The 21,689-nt window shown below is 65.3% G+C and carries 18 protein-coding genes; 10 read left to right on the top strand and 8 right to left on the bottom strand.

What is annotated here, in order from left to right; translation table 11 throughout:
- Positions 1-162: 162 nt before the first annotated feature.
- The 3 genes from ASC68_RS02715 to ASC68_RS02705 all read right to left on the bottom strand — a co-directional run bounded on the left by ASC68_RS02715 (position 163) and on the right by ASC68_RS02705 (position 3,547).
- Entirely contained in the window at positions 163-834 is a 672-nt protein-coding gene (locus ASC68_RS02715; RefSeq protein WP_055874365.1) for a response regulator transcription factor, read from the bottom strand.
- Entirely contained in the window at positions 831-2,264 is a 1,434-nt protein-coding gene (locus ASC68_RS02710; RefSeq protein WP_055874362.1) for a HAMP domain-containing sensor histidine kinase, read from the bottom strand. The genes ASC68_RS02715 and ASC68_RS02710 overlap by 4 nt, the downstream gene beginning before the upstream one ends.
- 293 nt (positions 2,265-2,557) lie before the next feature.
- Positions 2,558-3,547, bottom strand: a complete 990-nt coding sequence (locus ASC68_RS02705) for an aldo/keto reductase (protein ID WP_055874359.1) — start codon at positions 3,545-3,547, stop codon at positions 2,558-2,560.
- A 439-nt stretch (positions 3,548-3,986) separates the two neighbouring features.
- Between ASC68_RS02705 and ASC68_RS02700 the strand changes: the two genes are divergently transcribed.
- Complete coding sequence (locus tag ASC68_RS02700) at positions 3,987-5,561, top strand: MFS transporter (protein WP_197421016.1); 1,575 nt, start codon at positions 3,987-3,989, stop codon at positions 5,559-5,561.
- 123 nt (positions 5,562-5,684) lie between these two features.
- Positions 5,685-6,656 (top strand): 2-dehydropantoate 2-reductase N-terminal domain-containing protein, encoded by a 972-nt coding sequence (locus ASC68_RS02695; RefSeq protein WP_055874357.1) that lies wholly within the window; start codon positions 5,685-5,687, stop codon positions 6,654-6,656.
- A 207-nt stretch (positions 6,657-6,863) separates the two neighbouring features.
- Here the strand turns inward: ASC68_RS02695 and ASC68_RS02690 are convergent, their stop codons facing one another.
- Positions 6,864-7,991 carry an S-(hydroxymethyl)glutathione dehydrogenase/class III alcohol dehydrogenase gene (locus ASC68_RS02690; protein ID WP_055874354.1) on the bottom strand — a complete coding sequence of 376 codons (1,128 nt, stop codon included), beginning with the start codon at positions 7,989-7,991 and terminating at the stop codon, positions 6,864-6,866.
- Positions 7,992-8,184: 193 nt separating this feature from the next.
- On the opposite strand from ASC68_RS02690, the gene rimP reads away from it, so the two are divergent.
- The 7 genes from rimP to ASC68_RS02655 all read left to right on the top strand — a co-directional run bounded on the left by rimP (position 8,185) and on the right by ASC68_RS02655 (position 16,985).
- The gene (rimP, locus tag ASC68_RS02685) at positions 8,185-8,859 is read left to right on the top strand and encodes a ribosome maturation factor RimP (protein WP_055874352.1); all 675 of its coding nucleotides are present in this window, start codon (positions 8,185-8,187) and stop codon (positions 8,857-8,859) included.
- Positions 8,860-10,461, top strand: coding sequence for a transcription termination factor NusA (gene nusA / locus ASC68_RS02680; RefSeq protein ID WP_055874349.1), 1,602 nt, complete (start codon positions 8,860-8,862; stop codon positions 10,459-10,461). It abuts the gene before it with no gap.
- Between the two features lie 19 nt (positions 10,462-10,480).
- The gene (locus ASC68_RS02675) at positions 10,481-11,098 is read left to right on the top strand and encodes an RNA-binding protein (RefSeq protein WP_055874346.1); all 618 of its coding nucleotides are present in this window, start codon (positions 10,481-10,483) and stop codon (positions 11,096-11,098) included.
- 121 nt (positions 11,099-11,219) lie between these two features.
- Positions 11,220-13,916 carry a translation initiation factor IF-2 gene (gene infB, locus ASC68_RS02670; RefSeq protein WP_055874342.1) on the top strand — a complete coding sequence of 899 codons (2,697 nt, stop codon included), beginning with the start codon at positions 11,220-11,222 and terminating at the stop codon, positions 13,914-13,916.
- Positions 13,917-13,919: 3 nt separating this feature from the next.
- Positions 13,920-14,399: a hypothetical protein gene (locus ASC68_RS02665; protein ID WP_055874339.1), complete on the top strand. Its 480-nt coding sequence runs from the start codon at positions 13,920-13,922 to the stop codon at positions 14,397-14,399.
- Positions 14,400-14,477: 78 nt separating this feature from the next.
- On the top strand, positions 14,478-14,996 hold the full coding sequence (locus tag ASC68_RS02660) for a hypothetical protein (RefSeq protein WP_055874336.1): 519 nt from the start codon (positions 14,478-14,480) through the stop codon (positions 14,994-14,996).
- 240 nt (positions 14,997-15,236) lie between these two features.
- Positions 15,237-16,985 carry an ABC transporter ATP-binding protein gene (locus ASC68_RS02655; RefSeq protein ID WP_248310493.1) on the top strand — a complete coding sequence of 583 codons (1,749 nt, stop codon included), beginning with the start codon at positions 15,237-15,239 and terminating at the stop codon, positions 16,983-16,985.
- A gap of 188 nt (positions 16,986-17,173) precedes the next feature.
- Here the strand turns inward: ASC68_RS02655 and ASC68_RS02650 are convergent, their stop codons facing one another.
- The 3 genes from ASC68_RS02650 to ASC68_RS02640 are packed head-to-tail and all read right to left on the bottom strand — an operon-like array spanning position 17,174 to position 18,502.
- Positions 17,174-17,809 (bottom strand): ATP-dependent Clp protease proteolytic subunit, encoded by a 636-nt coding sequence (locus ASC68_RS02650; RefSeq protein WP_055874332.1) that lies wholly within the window; start codon positions 17,807-17,809, stop codon positions 17,174-17,176.
- A gap of 43 nt (positions 17,810-17,852) precedes the next feature.
- On the bottom strand, positions 17,853-18,194 hold the full coding sequence (locus ASC68_RS02645; protein ID WP_055874330.1) for an SRPBCC domain-containing protein: 342 nt from the start codon (positions 18,192-18,194) through the stop codon (positions 17,853-17,855).
- Positions 18,191-18,502, bottom strand: a complete 312-nt coding sequence (locus ASC68_RS02640; protein WP_055874328.1) for a metalloregulator ArsR/SmtB family transcription factor — start codon at positions 18,500-18,502, stop codon at positions 18,191-18,193. The genes ASC68_RS02645 and ASC68_RS02640 overlap by 4 nt, the downstream gene beginning before the upstream one ends.
- 97 nt (positions 18,503-18,599) lie before the next feature.
- Between ASC68_RS02640 and ASC68_RS02635 the strand changes: the two genes are divergently transcribed.
- Positions 18,600-19,247, top strand: a complete 648-nt coding sequence (locus ASC68_RS02635; protein ID WP_055874325.1) for a hypothetical protein — start codon at positions 18,600-18,602, stop codon at positions 19,245-19,247.
- Positions 19,248-19,397: 150 nt separating this feature from the next.
- Here the strand turns inward: ASC68_RS02635 and ASC68_RS02630 are convergent, their stop codons facing one another.
- A complete protein-coding gene (locus tag ASC68_RS02630; RefSeq protein ID WP_055874322.1) occupies positions 19,398-21,641 on the bottom strand; it encodes an excinuclease ABC subunit UvrA in 2,244 nt (747 codons plus the stop codon).
- Positions 21,642-21,689 lie beyond the last annotated feature (48 nt).

The following is a 21,689-nucleotide window of genomic DNA, read 5'->3' as shown; positions in this document are numbered from 1 at the left end:
GGCCTCTCGGTGATCCTCCCCTGCGAAGCGGGGGAGGGGGACCAGCGAAGCTGGTGGAGGGGGCGAGACTGGACTCGGCGCGTGTGGCCTCCCCCGCCACTGCCTTCGGCGGTCCCCTTCCCCCGTGCCACGGGGAAGGATCATCGAGAGCCCGGGACCTCGCTAGCTCGGCATCATGTAGCCGACGCCACGCACCGTCTGGATCAGCGACGGTGTGCCCTCGGTATCGATCTTGGCCCTGAGATAGCGGACATAGACGTCGACGATCTTGGTGCCCGGGTCGTAGCCATATTCCCAGACGCTGTTCAGCAGCCGCTGCCGGCTGACCACCTTGTCCGGGTTGCTCATCAGGTAGCGCAGCAGGTCGAACTCGCGCACCGTGAGGCTGATCGGCTCGCCGTCGCGGCTGACCCGGCGCGACTGCGGGTCGAGCGTCAACGGCCCGATGGCGAGCTGGCTCTCATGGTCGATCTCGCTGCGGCGCCGGCGGAGCGCCACGAGCCGGGCCAGCAGTTCGTCGAAGGCGAAGGGCTTGGTCAGATAGTCGTCGGCGCCGCCCTTCAGCCCTTCGATCTTGTCCTGGAGGCTGTCCTTGGCGGTGAGCATCAGGATCATTGCCGGCCGGCGCTCTTCGCGCAGCAATCGGGTGATCTCTAGCCCGTCGACATAGGGCAGCATGCGGTCAAGGATGATCAGCTCGAAATCGTCCTGCCGGGCCCGCTCCAGCCCGTCGCGGCCATCATTCTCGACGCTGACCTGATAGCCCTCGGCCGCCAGACCGCGCTCGAGGAACGAGGCGATGCGCCGATCGTCCTCGACCACCAGAACCTTCATCGTGCCCCTCCTTTCGCCAGCGGCAACTCGAGTGTGAGCACCGCGCCGCCATCAGCGCCATTGTCGAGCCGGATGCTGCCGCCGTGACGCTCGACGATATCCTTGGCGATGGCGAGGCCGATGCCCAGCCCCTGGGTCTCGAGGTCGCCCTCGCCGTGCCCGCGATAGAACCGCTCGAACACCCGCGGCCGGTCCTCATCGCTGACACCTGGCCCCTGGTCGGCGATTGCAACCGTTGCCGACGCAGCACCGCGGCTGCTGCTGATGGTGATGCGGCTGCCGGGCGGCGAGTGCTTGACTGCATTGTCGAGCCCGATCATCAGCGCCTGCTTCAGCCGGCGAAAATCCGCGTCGACATGCACACCGTTGTCGCTGAGCTCAGTGATGACGCTGACCTCGCGCGGTTCGGCCAGCACCTGCGCCTCCTCGGCGGCCGCGCCGACGATCTCGTCGAGCCGGATATCGGCGGGCAGGTGCTGCTGGCTTTCCGCATCGGTGCGGGCGAAGGCGATGAGATCGTCGAGCAGGCCTGACATGTCGACCGCCTGGCCGCGAATGCGCTCGAGCGACTGGCGGAGGTCATTGATCTCAGGCTGGCCGCGCAGCGCCACGTCGGCCTCGCCGCGCAGCACCGTGAGCGGGGTGCGCAGCTCATGGCTGACATCGGCAAGAAACTGCGTGCGCCTGACATCGACGGCACGCAGCCGCGCATTGGCGTCGCGCAGCTCGCTGGTCCGCGTCTCGATCTCAGCCTCGAGCCGCTCGCCGGAGCGACGCACTGCGCGGTAGAGCAGCACGCCCAGGAGACTCAGCACCGCCAGTGACAGCAGCGCCAGGATCCCGGCGACAACGAGGATGGTGCCCTGTGTCTGCTGCACCTGCTTCAGCTCGGCCGCTACTTCGTTGCGCTCTTCGGCCAGCGCCCGGTCGATCAGCGGCTGCAGCTCGTTGGCGAGGCGGAAGGCGACGTCGCGACCATAGAGCCGCGTGGCCTCGGCCGTGTTGCCGTCGCGGGCCGCCGCCAGCGCCCTGGCCGCCGAGGCATCGATGGCGTGGTAGAGCTCGATCATCCGCCGGACGTCCTCGAGCTGCTCGAGCTCCGGCACCATTTCGGCGATGCCGCCCAGCGTGGTCAGCTCGTCACGGGTGGCGCGGCTGAGCCGGGCGAAGGTGCGCTCCATGTCGATGCGCGCGGTCTGTACCGCAGGCATTTCGGCGCGCCCGAGCAACAGCACGCTCGCCACCTGCTTGGCATAGGCATTGGCGCGGCCGTCGAGCTCGGCGATCACCTCGAAGCGCCGGTGCACCGCATCGATCCGCTGCACGAAATGATCGGCGAGCCACAGCCCATAGGCCATCACCCCGGTCATCGCGACGATCGACACGAGGCTTGCCAGCGCCAGTCCCACAATGCGCCAGCGCACCGTCACCCGATCATGCCTCCAATAGCAGTGCGCTATGTCTAGTGTGCGGGGGGCGCTGATGAAAGGGCGCGGCCGCAATGCTGCGCATTGGTCGCGGGCGCTCTATCGACTGTGCCCCCGCAATCTCCCCACACTCGGTGTCATCCCAGCGAAAGCTGGGACCCATTTCTCAGCCCGTGCCAGCGGATAGTTGGGTCCCAGCTTTCGCTGGGATGACAGCCCGTGGTTTGGGAGACGCAGTGCGTGGAGCCCATTCAAATAGAGAAGAGGGGCGGAGCCTTGGCCCCGCCCGTCAGATCTCAGAACCGACGCGGCGCTTCCGGCGCGTTGCCCATGATCGCTTCGATCTTCGCCAGCACGTCCGGCGTCATCTTCGACTTCGAGTCGAGCGCCTTCAGGTTGTCCTTGAGCTGGCTGAGTTTCGAGGCGCCGAGGATCACCGTCGAGACATTCGGGTTGGCGTTGCACCAGAGCAGCGCCAGGTGGTGGATGGGAAGGCCCACCTCGTCGGCGAGCTTGGCCAGCTGTTTCACCTTCGCCAGTTCGTCGCGGCCCTTGTCGCTGTCGAGCCGCGCCTTCAGCCACTCGTAGCCGGGCAGGTTCATGCGGCTGTCGGCGGGGATGCCGTCATTATACTTGCCGGTGAGGATGCCCGAGGCCAGCGGCGACCAGATCGTCGTCCCCAGCCCGAACAGGCTGTAGAGCGGCAGGAACTCGGCCTCGACCTTCTCGCGGCGGAACAGGTTGTATTCCGGCTGTTCCATCGTCGGCGGCGTCAGGTGCTCCTGGCGGGCCACGGCGTAGGCCTCGGTGAGCTGCTGCGCCGACCATTCCGAGGTGCCCCAGTACAGCACCTTGCCCTGGGTGATCAGGTTGTGCATCGCCCGCACCGTCTCTTCGATCGGCGTATCGATATCCGGGCGGTGGCAGAAATAGAGGTCGAGATAGTCGACCTGCAGGCGCTTCAGCGCGGCATGGGCGGCGTCGGTGACGTGCTTGGCCGAAAGCCCTTTCTGTGTCGGCTTCGCGCCGCCCCAGAACACTTTCGACGACACCGCATAGCTGTCGCGGCTCCAGTTCAGCGCTTTCAGCGCCTCGCCCATGACGATCTCGGCATTGCCCTGCTCGTAGCCTTCGGCATTATCGAAAAAGTTGATGCCGTTGTCGTATGCGTAACCCATGATCGAAGCGGCGGCGTCTTCGCCGACCTGCTTGCCGAAGGTCACCCAGGCGCCAAAAGAAAATTCACTGACCCGCAGGCCAGCCTTGCCGAGGCGGCGGTATTCCATGTGTCGATGTCCGTGGTTGGGGAGTCGGGGAAGGAGGCCGGCAAACTATCGTCGGTTGCCGATGGATACAACCGGGGCATGACGGTTTATTGATAATCCGCGTCGCGCCACAACCAACCCCTGCCGTTCCCACCGGGGGTCATCCCCCCGAAGGCGCACAGGCGTTAAGTCAGGGACTTCGGTTGCCCTGATGCACGCCGCCTCAGCCAGCATGGGGTGTCGCTGGGTCTGCGAACGAGGCTCTGAAAGTCCCCCAAACTCGGTGTCATCCCCGCAAAAGCGGGGACCTCCGTTTGCGATCGTGCATCGGCCAGGAAAACAAAGGTTCCCGCCTTCGCAGGAATGACGCCCAGTTGGGATCTGCGATGCCATCACTAAAGCGTTGACTTAAGCATCGTGCTCGATTACTTAAGTCACACCTTAAGTGAAAGGAGCCGCCATGTCAGCCCCGAACTCCCGCGCCACGGCCCGCGAATGGACCGGTCTTGCCGTCCTCGCCCTGCCGACGCTGCTGATTTCCATCGACGTCTCGGTCATTCTGCTCGCCCTCCCCAAGATCAGCGAAACGCTCGGTGCCGACAGCGCCCAGCAGCTCTGGATCATGGATATCTACGGCTTCCTACTCGCCGGCTTCCTCATCACCATGGGGACCATCGGCGATCGCATCGGGCGGCGGAAGCTGCTGATGATCGGCGGCGCCGCCTTCGCCGCCGCTTCGGTGCTGGCCGCCTTCTCGACCTCGGCGACGATGCTGATTGCGGCGCGCGGCCTGCTCGGTATTGCCGGCGCGACGCTCTCGCCCTCGATCCTGGCGCTCATCACCAACATGTTCCACGACGAGCGGCAGCGCGGCTTCGCCATCTCGATCTGGCTCACCTGCTTCATGGGCGGCATGCTGCTCGGCCCGCTGGTCGGCGGCGTCATGCTCGAGCATTTCTGGTGGGGCGCTCCGTTCCTGCTCGGCGTGCCGGTGATGCTGCTGCTGCTGGTCACCGCCCCGGCGCTCTTGCCCGAATACAAGGCGCCGCAGGCCGGCCGGCTTGACCTGGTGAGCGTCATCCTGTCGCTCGGCGCCATCCTGCCCATGGTCTATGGGCTGAAGGAACTGGCCAAGGGCGATGTGTCGCTTGCCCCGTTCGGCGCCATCGCTTTCGGGCTGCTGCTGGCCATCGTCTTTATCCGTCGCCAGGTGACGCTGGCTCATCCGCTGGTCGATCTGAAGCTGTTCAGGAACGGCGCCTTCACCGCGGTGATCGGGGCGATGTTCCTCATCACCGTCACCGGCGCCATCATGGTGCTGACGGCGCAGTATTTTCAGCTCGTTGCCGGTCTTACCCCGCTTTGGGCCGGGCTCTGCGGCCTGCCGGCGATCCTGTTGATGATCGTCGCCTTCATGCTGGCGCCCAAGCTGGCGCAGACCATCCGCCCCGGCCTGCTCATCGCCTCCGGCATGGGCGTCGCCATAATCGGCCTGCTGATCGTCGTGTTCCTCATTGAGAGCTACGGCGTGCCCGCGGTGATCGTCGGCTTCGCCCTGTTCAATTTGGGCTGTGCGCCGATGGTGACGCTCGGCACCGGCATCATGATGGGCTTTGTCGCCCCGGAACGCGCCGGCGCCGCCGCCGCCCTGCAGGAGACCTCGTCCGAGTTCGGCTTCTCGCTCGGCATCGCCGCGCTCGGCAGCCTCGGCACCCTGGTCTATCGCAGCCTGCTGAGCGGCAACCTGCCGGCCGGGCTGACCGAGGCGCAGACGCATCTCGCCACCGAAACGCTGGCCGGCGCGGCTGGTGTCGCTGCCAGCCTCCCCGACGGCGCGCCGTTGCTCGCCGCCGCCAGTGCTGCCTTCACCGCGGCGCTGCAGCTGGTGGCGACGGTGGAGGCCGGCGTGCTGCTGCTGATCGCCATTGTCGCCCTTACCGCTTTGCGCGGTGTCAAACCCCTGGGCGCCGGAGCCGGCGCCCACCCCACTCCGCCTGAGGCGGATAGCAAAGACCGTCTGGCTGCTGCCCAGTGACGGTCCGGCCGGCGGTGGGACAAGCGCTGGGTACGTGAACCCCGCCGCCGGCTATCTCACGCTACGATGGGCTGCCTTGTTCGGGCCGCCCATTACCGCCAAGCTGGGCCAAAGGAGTTCAGCATGCGGTTCATCATCTACGGCGTCGGCGCCATCGGCGGCACCTTCGCGGCGTCCCTCGCCAGCGCCGGCCACGATGTGGTCGGCATCGCCCGCGGCGATATGCTGGCGGCAATCCGGAACAATGGCGGGCTGCTGTTCCGCACCACCACGACTGCGCAGCTGGTGAACTTCCCGGTGGTCGGCGCGCCTGGCGAGCTCGAATTCCGGCCTGACGACGTCATCTTCCTCACCATGAAGGGGCAGCACACCGCTCCTGCGCTCGAGGAATTGCGGGCCGCCGGCGTCAGTACCCAGGCGGTGGTCTGCGCCCAGAACGGCGTCAACAACGAACGGCTGGCGCTGCGGTTGTTTCCCAATGTCTACGCCATGACGGTGATGCTGCCGGCCGATTACGTGACGCCGGGCGAAGTGATCTGCTACGGCACGCCCAAGCGTGGGCTCATCGACCTCGGCCGCTATCCTCATGGGCTCGACGACAACGTCGCGGCGATCGCCACTGCCTTCGACAGCGCCGGCTTTGCTGCCTTTCCGCTCGAGCAGGTGATGCGCTCCAAATACGGCAAGCTGCGCGACAATCTCGGCAATGTGGTCGAGGCGGCGCTCGGCCACGGGAGCCGCTCCGGCCCGCTGCTGGATGCGATCCAGGCCGAGGCCGAAGCGGTCTATGCCGCCGCCGGCATCGACTGGGTGGCGGTCGGCAATGCCGATCCGCGCCGCAAGGGCCTGATGGAAATGGGCGCCGTCGCCGGCGTCACCCGCACCGGCGGCTCCTCGATCCAGAGCCTCAAACGCGGCGCCGGCACCATCGAAACCGATTACCTCAATGGCGAGATCGTGTTGCTCGGCCGGTTGTACGGGGTGCCGACCCCGCTCAACGCCGGGCTGGTCACGATCGGCCACGAGCTGGTGGCGAAGGGGGCCAAGCCGGGCAGCATGAGCGAGGCGGAGCTGCGGGCGCGGTTGGGGCTTTAGTCACGATTGGAGCTTTGGGCGCCTCAAACTCGATCTATCGCTTCCCTCCCCTCAAGGGGCAGGGCTATCGCATATGGGGCACTGACAGTAGTTGGGTGGCCTTCTCCCACAAGGGGAGAAGGCACTCACACAACGGCCGGTGGCTTTCCATATGCGATAGCCATGCCTCAAGGGCGAGGGGAGGGCGCGGCCGGTGGTCGAGTCCCCCTAGAACAACACCACGCTGCGGATGCTTTCGCCGTGGTGCATCAGCTCGAACCCCTGGTTGATGTCCTCGAGCCTGAGCGTGTGGGTGATCATCGGGTCGATCTCGAGCTTGCCGCTCATGTACCAGTCGACGATTTTCGGCACGTCGGTACGGCCGCGGGCGCCGCCAAAGGCCGTGCCCATCCAGGTGCGGCCGGTGACCAGCTGGAACGGACGGGTGGAGATCTCCTGCCCGGCGCCGGCCACCCCGATCACCACCGATTTGCCCCAGCCGCGGTGGCTCGCTTCCAGCGCCTGCCGCATCACCGTGGTGTTGCCGGTGCAATCGAAGGTGTAGTCGGCGCCGCCGATCTGATCGGCTCCGCGCTTGGTGAGGTTGACCAGGTGCGGGACGATGTCGCCCTCGATTTCCTTGGGGTTGACGAAGTGCGTCATGCCGAAGCGCTCGCCCCAGGCGCGCTTGTCGTTATTGATGTCGACACCGATGATCATGTCGGCGCCAGCAAGCTTCAGCCCCTGCACCACGTTGAGCCCGATACCGCCCAGCCCGAACACCACGGCGGTGGCGCCGGCCTCGACCTTGGCGGTATTGAGCACCGCGCCGACCCCGGTGGTGACGCCGCAGCCGATATAGAACACCTTGTCGAACGGTGCCCTGGGATCGATCTTCGCCAGCGCGATCTCGGGCAGCACCGTGTGGTTCGAAAAAGTCGAGCAGCCCATATAGTGGTAGATGGTCTGGCCCTTGTAGGAGAAGCGCGAGGTGCCGTCCGGCATCAGGCCCTTGCCCTGGGTGGCGCGGATCGCCGTGCAGAGGTTGGTCTTGCGGCTCAGACAGCTCGGGCACTCCCGGCATTCGGGCGTATAGAGCGGGATCACGTGGTCGCCCGGCTTGAGGCTGGTGACGCCGGCGCCGACCTCCAGCACCACGCCGGCCCCCTCGTGGCCGAGGATCGAGGGGAACAACCCCTCGGGATCGGCGCCTGACAGCGTGAACGCGTCGGTGTGGCAGATGCCGGTGGCCTTGATCTCGACCAGCACTTCGCCGGCCTTGGGGCCCTCGAGATCGAGCTCGACGATTTCGAGCGGCTTGCCTGCCGCGAATGCCACTGCCGCCCGTGTCTTCATCAGTCCTGCTCCAGCTCGAATCCTGTTGCGCACCATAGCCGCTCGAGGCGGCAAGCACAGTCCGGACGCATCACCTTGCGTCGGAGGGCCATCGGCGCTATATGAGCGCCAACAACATCTCTGGCTCTAAGCGAGAGTGGGGTGCCGACCGGGCCCCCGCTCTTTTTGTTTTCTTGAGACCCATCGCAACAGCATGACCTTCGATCTCACCGAAAAGCGCTACATCAAGGAGACCGGCCTCGAGCAGCGGATCGCCCGCATCGTCGAGCCGGTCGCCAATGATCTCGGCTACAGCCTCGTGCGTGTGAAGATGACGCAGGAGAACGGCCTGACGCTGCAGATCATGGCCGAAGACGGTAATGGCCGCTTTGCCATCACCGACTGCGAGCGGCTGAGCAAGGACGTCTCGCCGGTGCTCGACGTCGAGGATCCGATCGACCGCGAGTATCACCTCGAAGTGTCGTCGCCCGGCATCGACCGGCCGCTGGTCCGCGCCCGCGATTTTGCCGCCTATATCGGCCACGAGGCCAAGGTCGAACTATCCGACCTGCTCGATGGCCGCCGCCGCTTCCGCGGGCTGATCAAGGCGGTCGATGGCGACCATGTCGTCATCACCCTGCCGGACGTCCCCAAGGGCACCGATCCGGATTTTCGGCTGCCGCTGACCATGCTGGCTGAAGCCAAGCTGGTGATGACCGACAAGCTGATGAACATGGCGCAGGTCGACCAGGCAGAATTCCCCATCGACGACGATGAAGACATCGAGACCGTCGAACTCTCGGACGATCCGGAGGCCGATACGGCCGAGGACGCCGACCAGTCAAAATCTGTATCTGAAAAAGACGCTTCCACTGAGGAGACAAACTAAATGGCCGTTAGCGCGAACCGCCTGGAGCTGCTCCAGATCGCTGATGCCGTCGCCCGCGAGAAGTCGATCGATCGCATGATCGTCATCGAGTCGATGCAGGACGCGATCGAAAAGGCGGCCAAGACCCGCTACGGCGCCGAGACCAATGTCCGCGCCGAGATCAACCCCAAGACCGGCGAGCTGCGCCTGTGGCGGCTGCTCGAAGTGGTCGAGGCGGTGGAAGAGCCCGGGCGTCAGGTCGAGCTCAAATACGCCAAGACCAAGAACGATGCCGCCAAGCTCGGCGACTTCCTCACCGAGCCGCTGCCGCCGATCGAGTTCGGCCGCATCGCCGCCCAGTCGGCCAAGCAAGTGATCGTGCAGAAGGTGCGCGATGCCGAGCGTGACCGCATGTACGAAGAGTACATCAACCGCGTCGGCGAGATCGTCAACGGTACGGTCAAGCGCGTCGAGTACGGCAATGTCATCGTCGATCTGGGCCGTGGCGAAGCCATTATCCGCCGCGACGAACTGATCCCGCGCGAGCTCTATCGCTACGGCGACCGCGTCCGCGCCTATATCTATGACGTGCGCCGCGAGCAGCGTGGCCCGCAGATTTTCCTGTCCCGCACCCATCCGCAGTTCATGGCGAAGCTGTTCATGCAGGAAGTGCCGGAGATCTACGATGGCATCATCGCCATCCGCTCGATCGCCCGCGATCCGGGCAGCCGTGCCAAGATCGCCGTGACTTCGTCGGATTCCTCGATCGACCCGGTCGGCGCCTGCGTCGGTATGCGCGGCTCGCGCGTCCAGGCGGTGGTCGCCGAACTGCAGGGCGAAAAGATCGACATTATCCCGTGGACCGAATCGATCGCCGACCTCGTCGTGTCGGCGCTGCAGCCGGCTGATGTGGCGAAGGTCGTGCTCGACGAGCAGGCCGAGCGCATCGAAGTCGTGGTGCCTGACGAGCAGCTCAGCCTCGCCATCGGCCGCCGTGGCCAGAACGTGCGCCTCGCCTCGCAGCTGATCGGCTGGGATATCGACATCCTCACCGAGGCCGAAGAGTCCGAGCGCCGCCAGAAGGAATTCACCGAGCGCTCTGCTTTGTTCATGCAGGCCCTTGATGTTGACGAGATGGTTGCCCAACTACTGGCTTCCGAAGGCTTCTCCTCGGTCGAGGAGCTCGCCTATATCGACGCTTCGGAAATCGCCTCGATCCAGGGTTTTGACGAAGAGACCGCGGCGGAAATCCAGCAGCGCGCTTCCGACTACCTGGCGGCGATCGAGAAGGCCAATGACGACGAGCGCATCAAGCTCGGCGTCGAGGACGAGCTCTATGAGATCCCGGGCCTGAATGCGGCGATGCTCGTCGCGCTGGGCAAGGAAGAGATCAAGAACGTCGAGGACTTTGCCGGTTGCGCCGCCGACGACCTGGTGGGCTGGACCGAACGCAAGGACGGCGAGACCAAGCGGTTCGAGGGCACCTTCAAGGATTTCCCGGTGAGCCGTGAGGAAGCCGAGGAAATGATCCTGCAGGCCCGTCTCAAGGCCGGCTGGATCACTGAAGCCGATCTCGCGGTGGCCGACGAGGCCACCGAGCTGGAAGAAGGGGCGCCCGCGTAATCGGGAGGTCTCGAACCCGGTGCCGCGTCGCGAAGAAACCGAAAGGCAATGCGCCCTCACCCGTGAGGTGAAGCCGATTGCCGAACTGATCCGCTTCGCCGTCTCACCCGACGGCGAGGTGGTGCCCGATACCGACGGCAAGGCCGAAGGGCGCGGCGTCTGGATTACCCTTGGCCTGAAGACTGTGGCCGAGGCGCAAAAGAAGAAGGCCTTCGCCAAAAGCCTCAAGGCCGAGGTGAAGGTGCCCGACGATCTCGCCGGTCTGACCCGGCGCCGGCTGGAGGAGCGACTGCTCAGTTCGCTCTCCCTGGCGCGCAAGGCGGGGCAGCTGGTGACCGGCTCGACCAAGGTCAAGGCGGCGATCGAGGCGGGTGAAGTGCAGGCTCTCCTCACCGCGACCGACGCGGCCGAGGACGGCAGGAACAAGCTCCTGGGTTCGCTCAAGGGCTACACGATGGCGGCGGAAGAGGCGGGTTTTGAGCCCGTCTTAACTCCGCATTTCGAATTGCTCGATTCGGGTCAAATGGGTTTGGCACTCGGGATCGAAAATGTGATACATGCTGCGCTCATCAAGGGGGGCGCGGCCCAGGCGGCGGTGCAACGAGCTGAAAGGCTGGCTCGTTACATCGCCAACTAGACGGGTTGTTTGAGCGGCGCAGCAGCGCTATGCCGCCCCCTGAGCCCTACAATCGGACTTGGTCAGAGAGCGCGAAGCCGCGCTTTCGTGGACAAGTTTCGTGAAGGAAGACGCGAGTTACATGGCTGATAACGACGACAAGCGCGAAGATTCTGGTGCCGGCGGCAAGAAGACGCTGTCATTGAAGGGAGGCCCCTCGATGGGGGCGCGCCCCAATGTGGCACGTTCGTCGCGGAACACTGTGGTCGTCGAGAAGCGCACCCGTTTCGTGCCGCCCGGCGCGCCGGTGCACACGCCGCACACCCCACACACGCCCCGCCCGCCGCAGGGTGGTGGTGGCGGTGCTCCGTCCCAGGGTTCGGGTCGCCCCGCTTCGTCGGGTGCGCCGTCGGGCAATCGCCCGTACCAGTCCAACCAGGGCCGGCCGCCGCTCCGTTCGGGCGCCGCACCGCGTCCGGGTGGTGGGCTGAGCGCCACCGAGGCCGATGCCCGGGCCCGCGCCCTGCGTGAAGCCGCCGGCCGCCAGGCTGAGGACGAAGCCCGCGCCCGCGCCGAAGAGGCTCGCCGCATCGAGGAAGACGCGCGTCGCCGCGCCCTCCGCGAGGAAGCGCAGAAGGCCGAAGAGGCAAAGCAGCTGGCCGCTGAAGGCGAGCGTGCTCTCGAGGCCGTGTCGGAAATCTCGACCGTGTCGCGTGAGCCGCGCGTTTCTCCGGCACGTCGCGCCGCGGCAACGCCGGGCGCCCGTCCGGCCGCTCCCGCAGCTGACCTGCCGCCGACGCCGCCCTCCGAAGCCGATGGCCGCAAGACTCGTACGGCTCCCGCGGCGCGCCCGCTGGTCAATGCCGCCGAACTCGAGAACGCCCGTCGTGGCGGCGCTGCCCGCGTTGCAGCAACGCCCGAGCGTCCGACCCGGCGTGCCGGCGAGGAAGCCTTCGCCCGGGCCCGCCTGACCGTCACCAATGCCGGCTCGGAATCCGATCGCGACAAGGGACCGTCGCTGGCCGCCATGCGTCGCCGTCGCGACAAGAAGATGGGCCGCAACCAGCAGCAGGCGCCTAAGCTCAGCCGTGAAGTGACCATTCCTGAGGCGATCACCGTCCAGGAACTGGCCAACCGCATGGCCGAACGTGCCGTCGACATTATCAAGATCCTGATGGCCCAGGGCCAGATGGTGAAGATCACCGACGTCATCGACAGCGATACCGCCGAACTGATCGCCACCGAACTCGGCCACACCGTCAAACGCGTCTCTGACGCCGACGTGGAAGAGGGTCTCTATGACATCCCGGCCGACGACAAGGCCGAGGACCTGACCAACCGCGCGCCGGTGGTGACCATCATGGGTCACGTCGACCACGGTAAGACCTCTTTGCTCGACGCCATCCGCGAGACCAACGTGGTTTCCGGTGAAGCCGGCGGCATCACCCAGCACATCGGTGCCTATCAGGTCGAAAAGAACGGCCAGAAGATCACCTTCCTCGACACCCCGGGCCACGAGGCGTTCACCGCCATGCGAGCCCGCGGCGCCCAGGCCACCGATATCGCGGTGCTGGTGGTGGCGGCCGATGACGGCGTCATGCCGCAGACCATCGAATCCATCAAGCACGCCAAGGCGGCCGGGGTTCCGATCATCGTCGCCATCAACAAGATGGATAAGCCGAGCGCCAATCCGCAGCGCGTTCGTACCGAACTGCTGCAGCATGAAGTGTTCGTCGAATCGATGGGCGGCGATGTGCTCGACGTGGAAGTCTCGGCGGTCACCAAGGCCGGCCTCGACAAGCTGCTCGAGACCATCCTGCTGCAGGCCGAAGTGCTCGAGCTCAAGGTGGCCCGCGATGGGCGCGCCGAGGGCCTGGTCATCGAAGCCAAGCTCGATCGCGGCCGCGGTGCGGTGGCGACGGTCCTCGTGCAGCGCGGCACGCTGTCGATCGGCGACATCGTCGTCGCCGGCACCGAGTTTGCCCGCGTCCGTGCGCTGATCAACGACAAGGGCGAGCAGGTGAAGGAAGCCGGCCCGTCCATTCCGGTGGAAGTGCTGGGCTTTACCGGCGTGCCGTCGGCCGGCGACCGCTTCTCGGTGGTCGAGACCGAAGCACGGGCCCGTGAAGTCACCGAGTATCGTCAGCGCCTGATCCGTGAGAAGACCGCAGGCGGCGGCGCCACCAGCCTCGAGCAGATGATGAATCAGCTCAAGGCCTCGGGCATCGCCAAGTTCCCGCTGATCATCAAGGGTGACGTGCAGGGCTCGGTCGAAGCGATTAACGCCTCGCTCAACAAGCTCTCGACCGACGAAGTGTCGGCGCAGATTCTGATGAGCGGCGTCGGCGCCATCACCGAATCCGACGTGACGCTGGCTTCGGCTTCGAACGCCATCATCATCGGCTTCAACGTCCGCGCCAACAAGCAGGCCAGCGATCTCGCCACCCGCGAGGGCATCGAAATCCGCTACTACAACATCATCTACGACCTCGTGGATGACGTGAAGGCAGCGATGTCGGGCCTGCTCAAGCCGGAGCGTCGCGAGACCTTTATCGGCTACGCCTCGATCAAGGAAGTGTTCCAGATCACCAAGGTCGGCAAGGTCGCCGGCTGCCAGGTCACCGAGGGCATCGTCGAACGCGGCGCCGGCGTGCGCCTGTTGCGCGACAACGTGGTGATCCACGAGGGCAAGCTGAAGACGCTCAAGCGCTTCAAGGATGAAGTCAAGGAAGTCCCGGTCGGCCAGGAATGCGGCATGGCCTTCGAGAACTACGAAGACATCCGCGCCGGCGACGTCATCGAGTGCTTCCGTGTCGAGAGCGTGGTCCGTTCGCTCTAGGCGATGGTCGACAAGCAATCAAAGAGAGCGCCTGGTGGAAGCCCGGCGCTCTCTTTTCTTTTGGCGGGTGCGAAGGCGGTTGTCGTCATCGTAACAGTGCTGGTGGTGCTGATCGGCGGCTGGCTGGCCTGGTGGTGGTATCGCCCGGACCTCCTTTTCGACCCGATTAGCCGACATGTTCACACTGGATTTCTCGAATGCCGCGACGGAGGACGCTGCCCGGCCGACGTGGCTGGCTGGAAATCGATGGTGCCGGAGATATTCGCTATCGGCGAGCCGAGAGATCAGGTCGTTAAGCGGCTGCGCGCAGCAGGCTTCGACGGTTGGGTAACCGACCAGCCTGAAGAGCACTATGCGCAGTCTGGCGCTGCGATGTCGCCATTCCCATGCAGCAGTTACTACAATGTTCGAGTGACCTTCGACGCATCAAAGCGCCTGGTGACGGCTGAAAGCACCTTTAACGGGACGCCTAGTTGCCTATGAGGTGCCGCGGCAACATCGGTAGTGGGGGTCTGCCCTTAGCCAGTTGCACGAACAGGCTGAGAACCGTCACTGTTGGCCATGACCGAACCCGTCCTCACGCTCACCTACACCCTGACCGCCGCCGACGCGCTGGCCTATGAAGCCCTGCCGCGCGAGATGGTTGGCTGGCGCAAATGGCTGCTGCTGGTCTGGCTCGCCGTCGCCGGCGGGCTGGTGGCGTTCCTGCCGGCGGAGTGGATCGGGCCGGAATGGGGCTGGCGCTTCTGGCTCGTTGCGCTGGCGCTGGTCGGTATCGCTTATGGATTGGCCACCGCAGCGATGACGCTGGCAACGCACCGCCGGGCGCGTCGTCGCGTACCGGCGCCTATGGTCGCAACGCTGGAGCAATGGGGTGACCATCTTGCAGTGACAACGGCCGAGCTGCAGCTGTTCATCGCCTACGAAACCATCGCCGATGTCGCCATCGGCAAGTCCCACGTCTTCATCACCGCGCCACCCGAGGCGCTGATCGTGCCGCTTACGGCGTTCTCCGATCGGGATGAGATGACGGCGTTTGGCGAGGACATCGACCGGCTGTCGCACCAGGCCGCCCCCTGACCCGCTCGCCTACCTGCCCGAATTGCTGGTTTCGCCGCAACGCGCTCCACCCTAGAGTTGTTCTCGATTTCAGGATGATTTTCGATGCGTGGCGTTGGCGGTAGAGTCGGGGGCGGGGGACGTGGGGCGAACGGCCCGGACATCCCCGATGCCTTGCCGTTCGATAAGGGCGAGCGGCTCAAAACTTTCCGCCACCTCGGGCGGTTGTTCGCTCAGATGTGGCGCACCAGCCCCTGGTTGATGGGCTTGAGTATCGCGCTTCGGCTGGTGGTCGCCATCCAGCCGCCGCTGGTGCTGCTGCTCACCAAGCTGATCATCGATGAGGTAGTGCACCAGACCAGCCTCGGCGTGCCCGGCCCGGAACTGAGCGATTGGCTGGCGAGCGGCCGGCTCAGCTTCCTGATGGCGCTGCTGGCCGGCGAGTTCGTGCTGGTCTTCGCCCGCGATGCGTTCAACCGCGCCATCAACGTGGTCGATAATATCCTCGGCGAGAGCCACTCCAACGCCGTCAGCCTCGAGCTGATGGAACATGCCGCGAAGCTCGATCTCAAGCACTTCGAGCAGTCGGAATACCAGGATCGGTTGGAGCGGGCGCGCCGCCAGGCCTCGAGCCGCTCGACCGTCATCTCGCAGGTGTTCGGCCAGGCGCAGGCGATGATCACCGCCATTGCGCTCGCCGCCGGGCTCTTCGTCTATGCGCCGCTGCTGATCGGGCTGCTGGCGCTGGCGCTGATCCCGGCCGTGTGGGGCGAGTTCCGTTTCAATCGGCTGGCCTACTGGATCTCGCATAACCGCTCGCCCGAGCGGCGGCAGCTCGAATACCTGCGCCAGATCGGTGCCAGCGCCGACAGCGCCAAGGAGATCAAGCTGTTCGGGCTCGGCGAGTTCCTTTCCGGCCGCTTCAAGGGGCTGAGTGACCAGATCCTGATCGAGAACCGGAACCTCTCGATCAAGCGCGCCCTGCAGACCGGGCTGCTCGCCTCGATCTCGACCCTCACCTACTATGCCGCTTACGCCTATATCGTCTGGCGGACCCTCCATGGCGAGTTCTCCATCGGCACGCTGGTGTTCCTGTCGGGCAGCTTCTCGCAACTCAACGGCTACCTGCAGCAGATTTTGATTGGCTTCACCCAGATCGCCGGGCAATCGCTCTATCTCGACGACCTGTTCAGCTTCTTCGAGATCAAGCCGACCATCCTCGACCCTAAACACCCAAAACCTTTCCCGCTGCCGGTGAAGCAGGGGCTGGTGTTCGAGAATGTCGGCTTCCGCTATCCGGGCTCGGAAAACTGGGCGGTGCGCAACCTGAGTTTTGCCGTACCGGCCGGCGAGACGCTGGCGCTGGTGGGCGAGAACGGCGCCGGCAAGACCACCATCGTCAAGCTGATGACCCGGCTCTACGACCCCGACGAGGGCCGCATCACCCTCGATGGCATTGATCTCAAGGAGTTCGCCACGGCGGATCTCCGCACCCATATCGGCGTGATCTTTCAGGATTTCCTGCGCTACAGTTTTACTGCCTCGGACAATATCGGGGTCGGCCGCATCGAGGTGGCGGGCGACCGCGACCGCATCGTCTCGGCCGCCGAGCAGAGTCTTGCCGACCCGGTGATCCGCAAACTCCCCGAGGGTTATGACCAGATGCTCGGCCGCACTTTTCTGAAGGGCCAGGATTTGTCAGGCGGCGAATGGCAGAAGATCGCCATTGCCCGCGCCTACATGCGCAATGCCGAGATTATCATCCTCGATGAGCCGACCGCGGCGCTCGATGCGCGCGCCGAGGCCGAGGTGTTCACCCGCTTCAAGAACCTCGCCGAGGGCACTACGGCAGTGCTGATCTCGCACCGCTTCTCCACCGTCCGCATGGCCGACCGCATCGTCGTCCTCGCCGACGGCAAGGTGGAGGAGCAGGGCACCCACGCCGAGCTGATGGCGAATGGCGGGCGCTACGCCGAGCTGTTCGAGCTGCAGGCACAGGGGTATCGGTGAAGTGCACCGTCGGTGGTCTCGCGTCCCCTCGCCCCTTTGGGGAGAGGGTCAGGGTGAGGGGCAGCCAAGCACACCGACCTCTGCTGCCTTGCTAACCAAATGCTCGATGTCAGCGTGCTTGGCGCCCCTCACCCCAGCCCTCTCCCCAGAGGGGCGAGGGGGCGGTGTGGCGCCGCCAGGCGCAATTTCTACCGCCCAATCGGCAGTTCCGGCATCGGCATCGCCAGCTCCGCTCGCTCGGTGAAGATCGAATCGATCAGCCCCCAGTCGCGGGCTTCTTCCGGCGACATGTAGCGGTCGCGGTCGAGGGTGCGTTCGACTTCCTCGATGGTGCGGCCGCAGTGCTTGGAATAGATGCGGTTGATCCGCGCCTTCACCTTCTGGCTCTCCTCGGCGTGGATCAAGACGTCGGTGACCTTGCCCTGCGCACCGCCCGAGGGTTGATGCACGAGGATCGAGGCATTGGGCAGCGCCATGCGGCGGCCCGGAGCGCCGCCGGCGAGGAGGAACGAGCCCATCGAGTAGGCGGTGCCCATGCAGAGCGTCGACACCGGCGATTTGATGAACTGCATGGTGTCGTAGATGGCGAGCCCCGCCGTCACCACCCCGCCGGGCGAGTTGATATAGAGCGAGATTTCCTTCCCCGGGTTCTCGGATTCAAGGAACAGCAGCTGCGCGCAGATCAGCGCCGCCATCTGATCCTCGACCTCGCCATTGACGAAAATGATCCGCTCCCGCAGCAGCCGCGAGAAGATATCGAACGAACGCTCCCCGCGGCTCGACTGTTCGATGACCATAGGGACGAGCTGCATCATGTCGCGCATCGGCAACCTCCTTCAGAACGGCTTTGAGTATGGAATGAACGGGCTAAGCCGCCCGCAGCATCATAGTGTTGGTATTGGCGGGGATCGGCACCTGCATTGGCGTCGCCACCCGGTCGTGCACCAGCCGCAGCCAGGTGCCGCCCTCGGGTGTCGCCTCGAGCGTGAAGGTCACCAGCTCTCCTTCGGCATCGCCCTCGCGCCAGCTGAGCCGCAGCCGATGGGGCGGCACCGCCTCCACGACTTCGGCGGTGAAGCGTTCGCCATCACCGTCGGGCAGCAGCCAGGCATCGCGATAGGCCGGGATCGACAGCGCCCGCCACACCTTTTCCGGCGCGGCGTCGAGCCCACATTCGACCGTCACGCGCTCGGCTTCGGATTCGCTCATTGATCCATCTCCTTGAGGAAGTCCTTGAGGCGGCCGAGCCGCTCGGGCCAGAACGCCTGGTAGCGGCTCAGCCAGTCATGCAGCGGCGCCATGCCGTCGGGGTTCACTGCGTAGTGGACGCTGCGCCCCTCGCGCCGTTCGCGGATCAGCCCAGCCCCGCGCAGCACTGCGATGTGCTGCGACATTGCCGGCTGCGAAATGGCAAAGCCCTCGCCCAGCGCCGAGCCCGTCAGCTCACCGGAGGCCAGCCGCTCCAGCATGGCGCGGCGATTGGGGTCGGCCAGCGCCTTGAAGATATCTGCTTCCATATCCAACACATAAGCCAATACTTATGAGTCGCGCAAGCCCGCTCGACTCCCGAGCCGTGCGCGCATAGGTTCCGCCCGCTTCGTCGGGAGGATGTCGATGCGCAGCCTGTTGCTTATCCTGGCCCTCATGGCCGCCTCGCCCACCCTGGCCGAGGAGGCGCCGACGCTCGGCCGCGCTGGCGTGAACCTCAGTTTCGAGGCTTTGGGCCATCGCTTCGTGCTGCCGACGCCGGATTGGCTGAGCCCGGCCGAGCGGCTGTCAGCCGATCTGCTGCCGCTGGTCGAATCGAACACCTATGGCGACGCCACTCAGGCTTTTGTCGAATTCTTCCCGAAGGGCGAGTCGGTCGACAACTGGACCACCACCTACGCGGCGCGGCTGACGCTGCAGCCCGGTCGCAGCCTCGACGATTACCGGCGCGCCACCATGTATGGCTACTCGCAGATCTGTAAGGACGAGGCGCTGGGCTTCTTCAATTTCGGCGAGGAGACGGACACGTTCTTTCCCGCCCTCGGCATGGCCTGCGGCGCCTACAAGGACAATGGCAAGCTGCGCGGGCTGGGCGAGGTGATGGTCGCGGTGTTCCGCAAAACCGACACCGGCATCGCTATGGTCTACCAGGAATGGAAGGGCCGGGCGTTCGATCCGTCCAACCCCACGACCTGGCCGGTGGACGCGAAGGCGTTCCAGGCGCGGGCCAAGGAATTGCAGGACGTGGTGCAGCTGGAGGCGGTAGCGGACTGATCGGCTGGAGCGTGGGGCCACCCCCACCCTCATTCCCTCCCCACAAGGGGGCGGGAGGTCTATCGAGTGCGCTGCACCATCAGTCGTCTCTCCCTCCCCTTTATGGGGAGGGATCAAGGGTGGGGTGGGGCCCCACGCACTGGCGCGTGACTACCCCCGAGCCGCCAGCGCCGCCCCCGTGAGACTCCCCTTCGCCCCCCGCAAGCCCGTCGGCGTCCCTTCGAACACCACGCTGCCGCCGTCGTTGCCGGCGCCGGGCCCGAGGTCGATCACCCAGTCGGCCCGGCTGATCACGTCGAGATTGTGCTCGATGACGATCACCGTCGAGCCGGCATCGACCAGCCGGTCGAACAGCCCGATCAGCGTGTCGACGTCGTTCATGTGGAGCCCGGTGGTGGGTTCGTCCAGCACGTAGATATTGCCGGATTTGCCCAGCTCTGCCGCGAGCTTCAGGCGCTGGCGTTCACCGCCCGAGAGGGTCGAGAGCGGCTGTCCCAAGGTGAGGTAGCCGAGCCCGACATCATCGAGCCCCCTCAAAATCTTGGCGATAACAGGCTCGGTGAAGAACTCGGTCGCCTCGCCGACGCTCATCTCGTAGACGTCGCTGATCGCCTTGCCGCGCAGCTTGTGCTGCAGCACTTCCTCGGTGAAGCGCTTGCCCTCGCAGGTCTCGCAGACGCTCGCCACCGGGTCCATGTGCGCGAGGTCGGTATAGGTGACCCCCAGGCCCTTGCAGTCCGGGCAGGCGCCCTTCGAGTTGGCCGAGAACAAAGCCGCGTCGACGCCATTGGCCTTGGCGAAGGTCTTGCGAACCGTGTCGAGGATGCCGGTATAGGTGGCGGTGTTGGAGCGCGACGAGCCGCGGTTGAGGTTCTGGTCGATGATCACCGTGTCGGGATAGGCGGCCGGCAGCGAGCCCTGGATCAGCGAACTCTTGCCGGCCCCCGCGACGCCGGTGACCACCGTCAGCACGCCCTCGGGGATCGACACCGATACGTCGCGCAGGTTGTTGGTCTTGGCATTGGCGATCTTCAGTTGGCCCCTGGCCTTGCGGCCATCGGCCTTGATCGCCTGGTGCTTCTTCATGTGGTTGCCGGTGAGCGTACCGGATTTGAGCAGCCCGTCGAAATCGCCCTCGTAGACGATCTCGCCACCCTTTGAGCCGGCGAATGGGCCCATATCGACCACATGGTCGGCAATGGCGATCATGTCGGGTTTATGCTCGACGATCAGCACCGTGTTGCCCTTGTCCCTGAGCTGCTGCATCAGCCCGGCCAGCGGAGCGACATCGTGCGGATGGAGCCCGACGCTGGGCTCATCGAACACATAGGTGATGTCGGTCAAGGACGAACCAAGATGGCGCACCATCTTCACCCGCTGGCTTTCGCCGCCGGAGAGCGTCGAGCTCTCTCTGTCGAGGCTCAGATAGCCGAGCCCGATGGTGACGAGGTTCTCGAGCCGCGCTGCCAGCGCCGCGATCATCGGCTTGATCGAGGGCGCCTCGATCGAGCGGACGAACGGCGCGAGGTCTGAGACCTGCATCGCCGAACACTCGGCGATCGACTTGCCGTTGACCTTGCTCGCCAGCGCCGCGGCATTGAGCCGGGCGCCACCGCAGGCCGGGCAGGTCTTGCGCGTAAAGATCCTGTCGTACTCGGCCCGGACATGCGGCTGCAGGTTCTCCGGGTCCTTGCTCCCCAGCCCCTTCTTCAGCTTGGCGACCACGCCCTCGTAGGTGAGGCCGATCTTGCCGACCTTGATCTTGCGGCCATCGTCGAGGTTGAACAGGTTCTCCCGCTCCTCGGCGCTGTACTTGCTGATCGGCTTATCCATGTCGAACAGCCCGGAATTGTTGAAGATCTCCCACCACCAGCTGTCGACGGCAAAATCCTTGGGCAACAGGGCGCCCTGGTTGAGCGATTTGCTCTCATCGACCACCGCGCTCATGTCCATCGCCGCGACCTGGCCGATGCCTTCGCAGTCGGGGCACATGCCGCGCGGGTCGTTGTAGGAGTAGAGCCCCGGCGCCCCGAGTTTCGGTTCCGCGGCGCGCGAAAAGATCACCCGCAGCATCTGCGCCGCATCGGTGACGGTGGCGACGGTGGAGCGCGAGTTGCCGCCCAGCCGCTGCTGGTCGACGATGATGGCGGCCGAGATGTTCTCGAGCTCGTCGGCGTCGGGCTGGCCGTAATGCGGCATGAACTGCTGGACGAACGCCGGGTAGGTTTCGTTGATCAGCCGCTGGCTCTCCGCCGCGATGGTGCCGAACACCAGCGAGGATTTGCCTGAGCCCGACACCCCGGTGAACACCGTGATCTTCCGCTTCGGGATATCGAGCGACACGTTCTTGAGATTGTTCTCCCGCGCCCCGCGGATCTTGATCGAACCGTACATGCGAACCCTCTTTCGTACTTTACCAGTTAGTTAAATAGACTTTTGAAC

Source organism: Devosia sp. Root105 (assembly GCF_001424865.1).
GTDB lineage: Bacteria > Pseudomonadota > Alphaproteobacteria > Rhizobiales > Devosiaceae > Devosia_A.
The sequence above is the reverse complement of the archived record's forward strand: the minus strand, read 5'-3'. Positions and strand labels throughout refer to the sequence as shown.

What these genes read in the sequence shown, in the direction of transcription:
- ASC68_RS02640 (WP_055874328.1), bottom strand. Translation starts at nt 18,502, where the DNA reads ATGGAAGCAGATATCTTCAAGGCGCTGGCCGACCCCAATCGCCGCGCC.
- ASC68_RS02705 (WP_055874359.1), bottom strand. Translation starts at nt 3,547, where the DNA reads ATGGAATACCGCCGCCTCGGCAAGGCTGGCCTGCGGGTCAGTGAATTT.
- ASC68_RS02635 (WP_055874325.1), top strand. Translation starts at nt 18,600, where the DNA reads ATGCGCAGCCTGTTGCTTATCCTGGCCCTCATGGCCGCCTCGCCCACC.
- ASC68_RS02645 (WP_055874330.1), bottom strand. Translation starts at nt 18,194, where the DNA reads ATGAGCGAATCCGAAGCCGAGCGCGTGACGGTCGAATGTGGGCTCGAC.
- rimP (WP_055874352.1), top strand. Translation starts at nt 8,185, where the DNA reads ATGACCTTCGATCTCACCGAAAAGCGCTACATCAAGGAGACCGGCCTC.
- ASC68_RS02655 (WP_248310493.1), top strand. Translation starts at nt 15,237, where the DNA reads ATGGGCTTGAGTATCGCGCTTCGGCTGGTGGTCGCCATCCAGCCGCCG.
- infB (WP_055874342.1), top strand. Translation starts at nt 11,220, where the DNA reads ATGGCTGATAACGACGACAAGCGCGAAGATTCTGGTGCCGGCGGCAAG.
- ASC68_RS02660 (WP_055874336.1), top strand. Translation starts at nt 14,478, where the DNA reads ATGACCGAACCCGTCCTCACGCTCACCTACACCCTGACCGCCGCCGAC.
- ASC68_RS02650 (WP_055874332.1), bottom strand. Translation starts at nt 17,809, where the DNA reads ATGCGCGACATGATGCAGCTCGTCCCTATGGTCATCGAACAGTCGAGC.
- ASC68_RS02690 (WP_055874354.1), bottom strand. Translation starts at nt 7,991, where the DNA reads ATGAAGACACGGGCGGCAGTGGCATTCGCGGCAGGCAAGCCGCTCGAA.
- ASC68_RS02700 (WP_197421016.1), top strand. Translation starts at nt 3,987, where the DNA reads ATGTCAGCCCCGAACTCCCGCGCCACGGCCCGCGAATGGACCGGTCTT.
- ASC68_RS02695 (WP_055874357.1), top strand. Translation starts at nt 5,685, where the DNA reads ATGCGGTTCATCATCTACGGCGTCGGCGCCATCGGCGGCACCTTCGCG.
- ASC68_RS02630 (WP_055874322.1), bottom strand. Translation starts at nt 21,641, where the DNA reads ATGTACGGTTCGATCAAGATCCGCGGGGCGCGGGAGAACAATCTCAAG.
- ASC68_RS02665 (WP_055874339.1), top strand. Translation starts at nt 13,920, where the DNA reads ATGGTCGACAAGCAATCAAAGAGAGCGCCTGGTGGAAGCCCGGCGCTC.
- nusA (WP_055874349.1), top strand. Translation starts at nt 8,860, where the DNA reads ATGGCCGTTAGCGCGAACCGCCTGGAGCTGCTCCAGATCGCTGATGCC.
- ASC68_RS02715 (WP_055874365.1), bottom strand. Translation starts at nt 834, where the DNA reads ATGAAGGTTCTGGTGGTCGAGGACGATCGGCGCATCGCCTCGTTCCTC.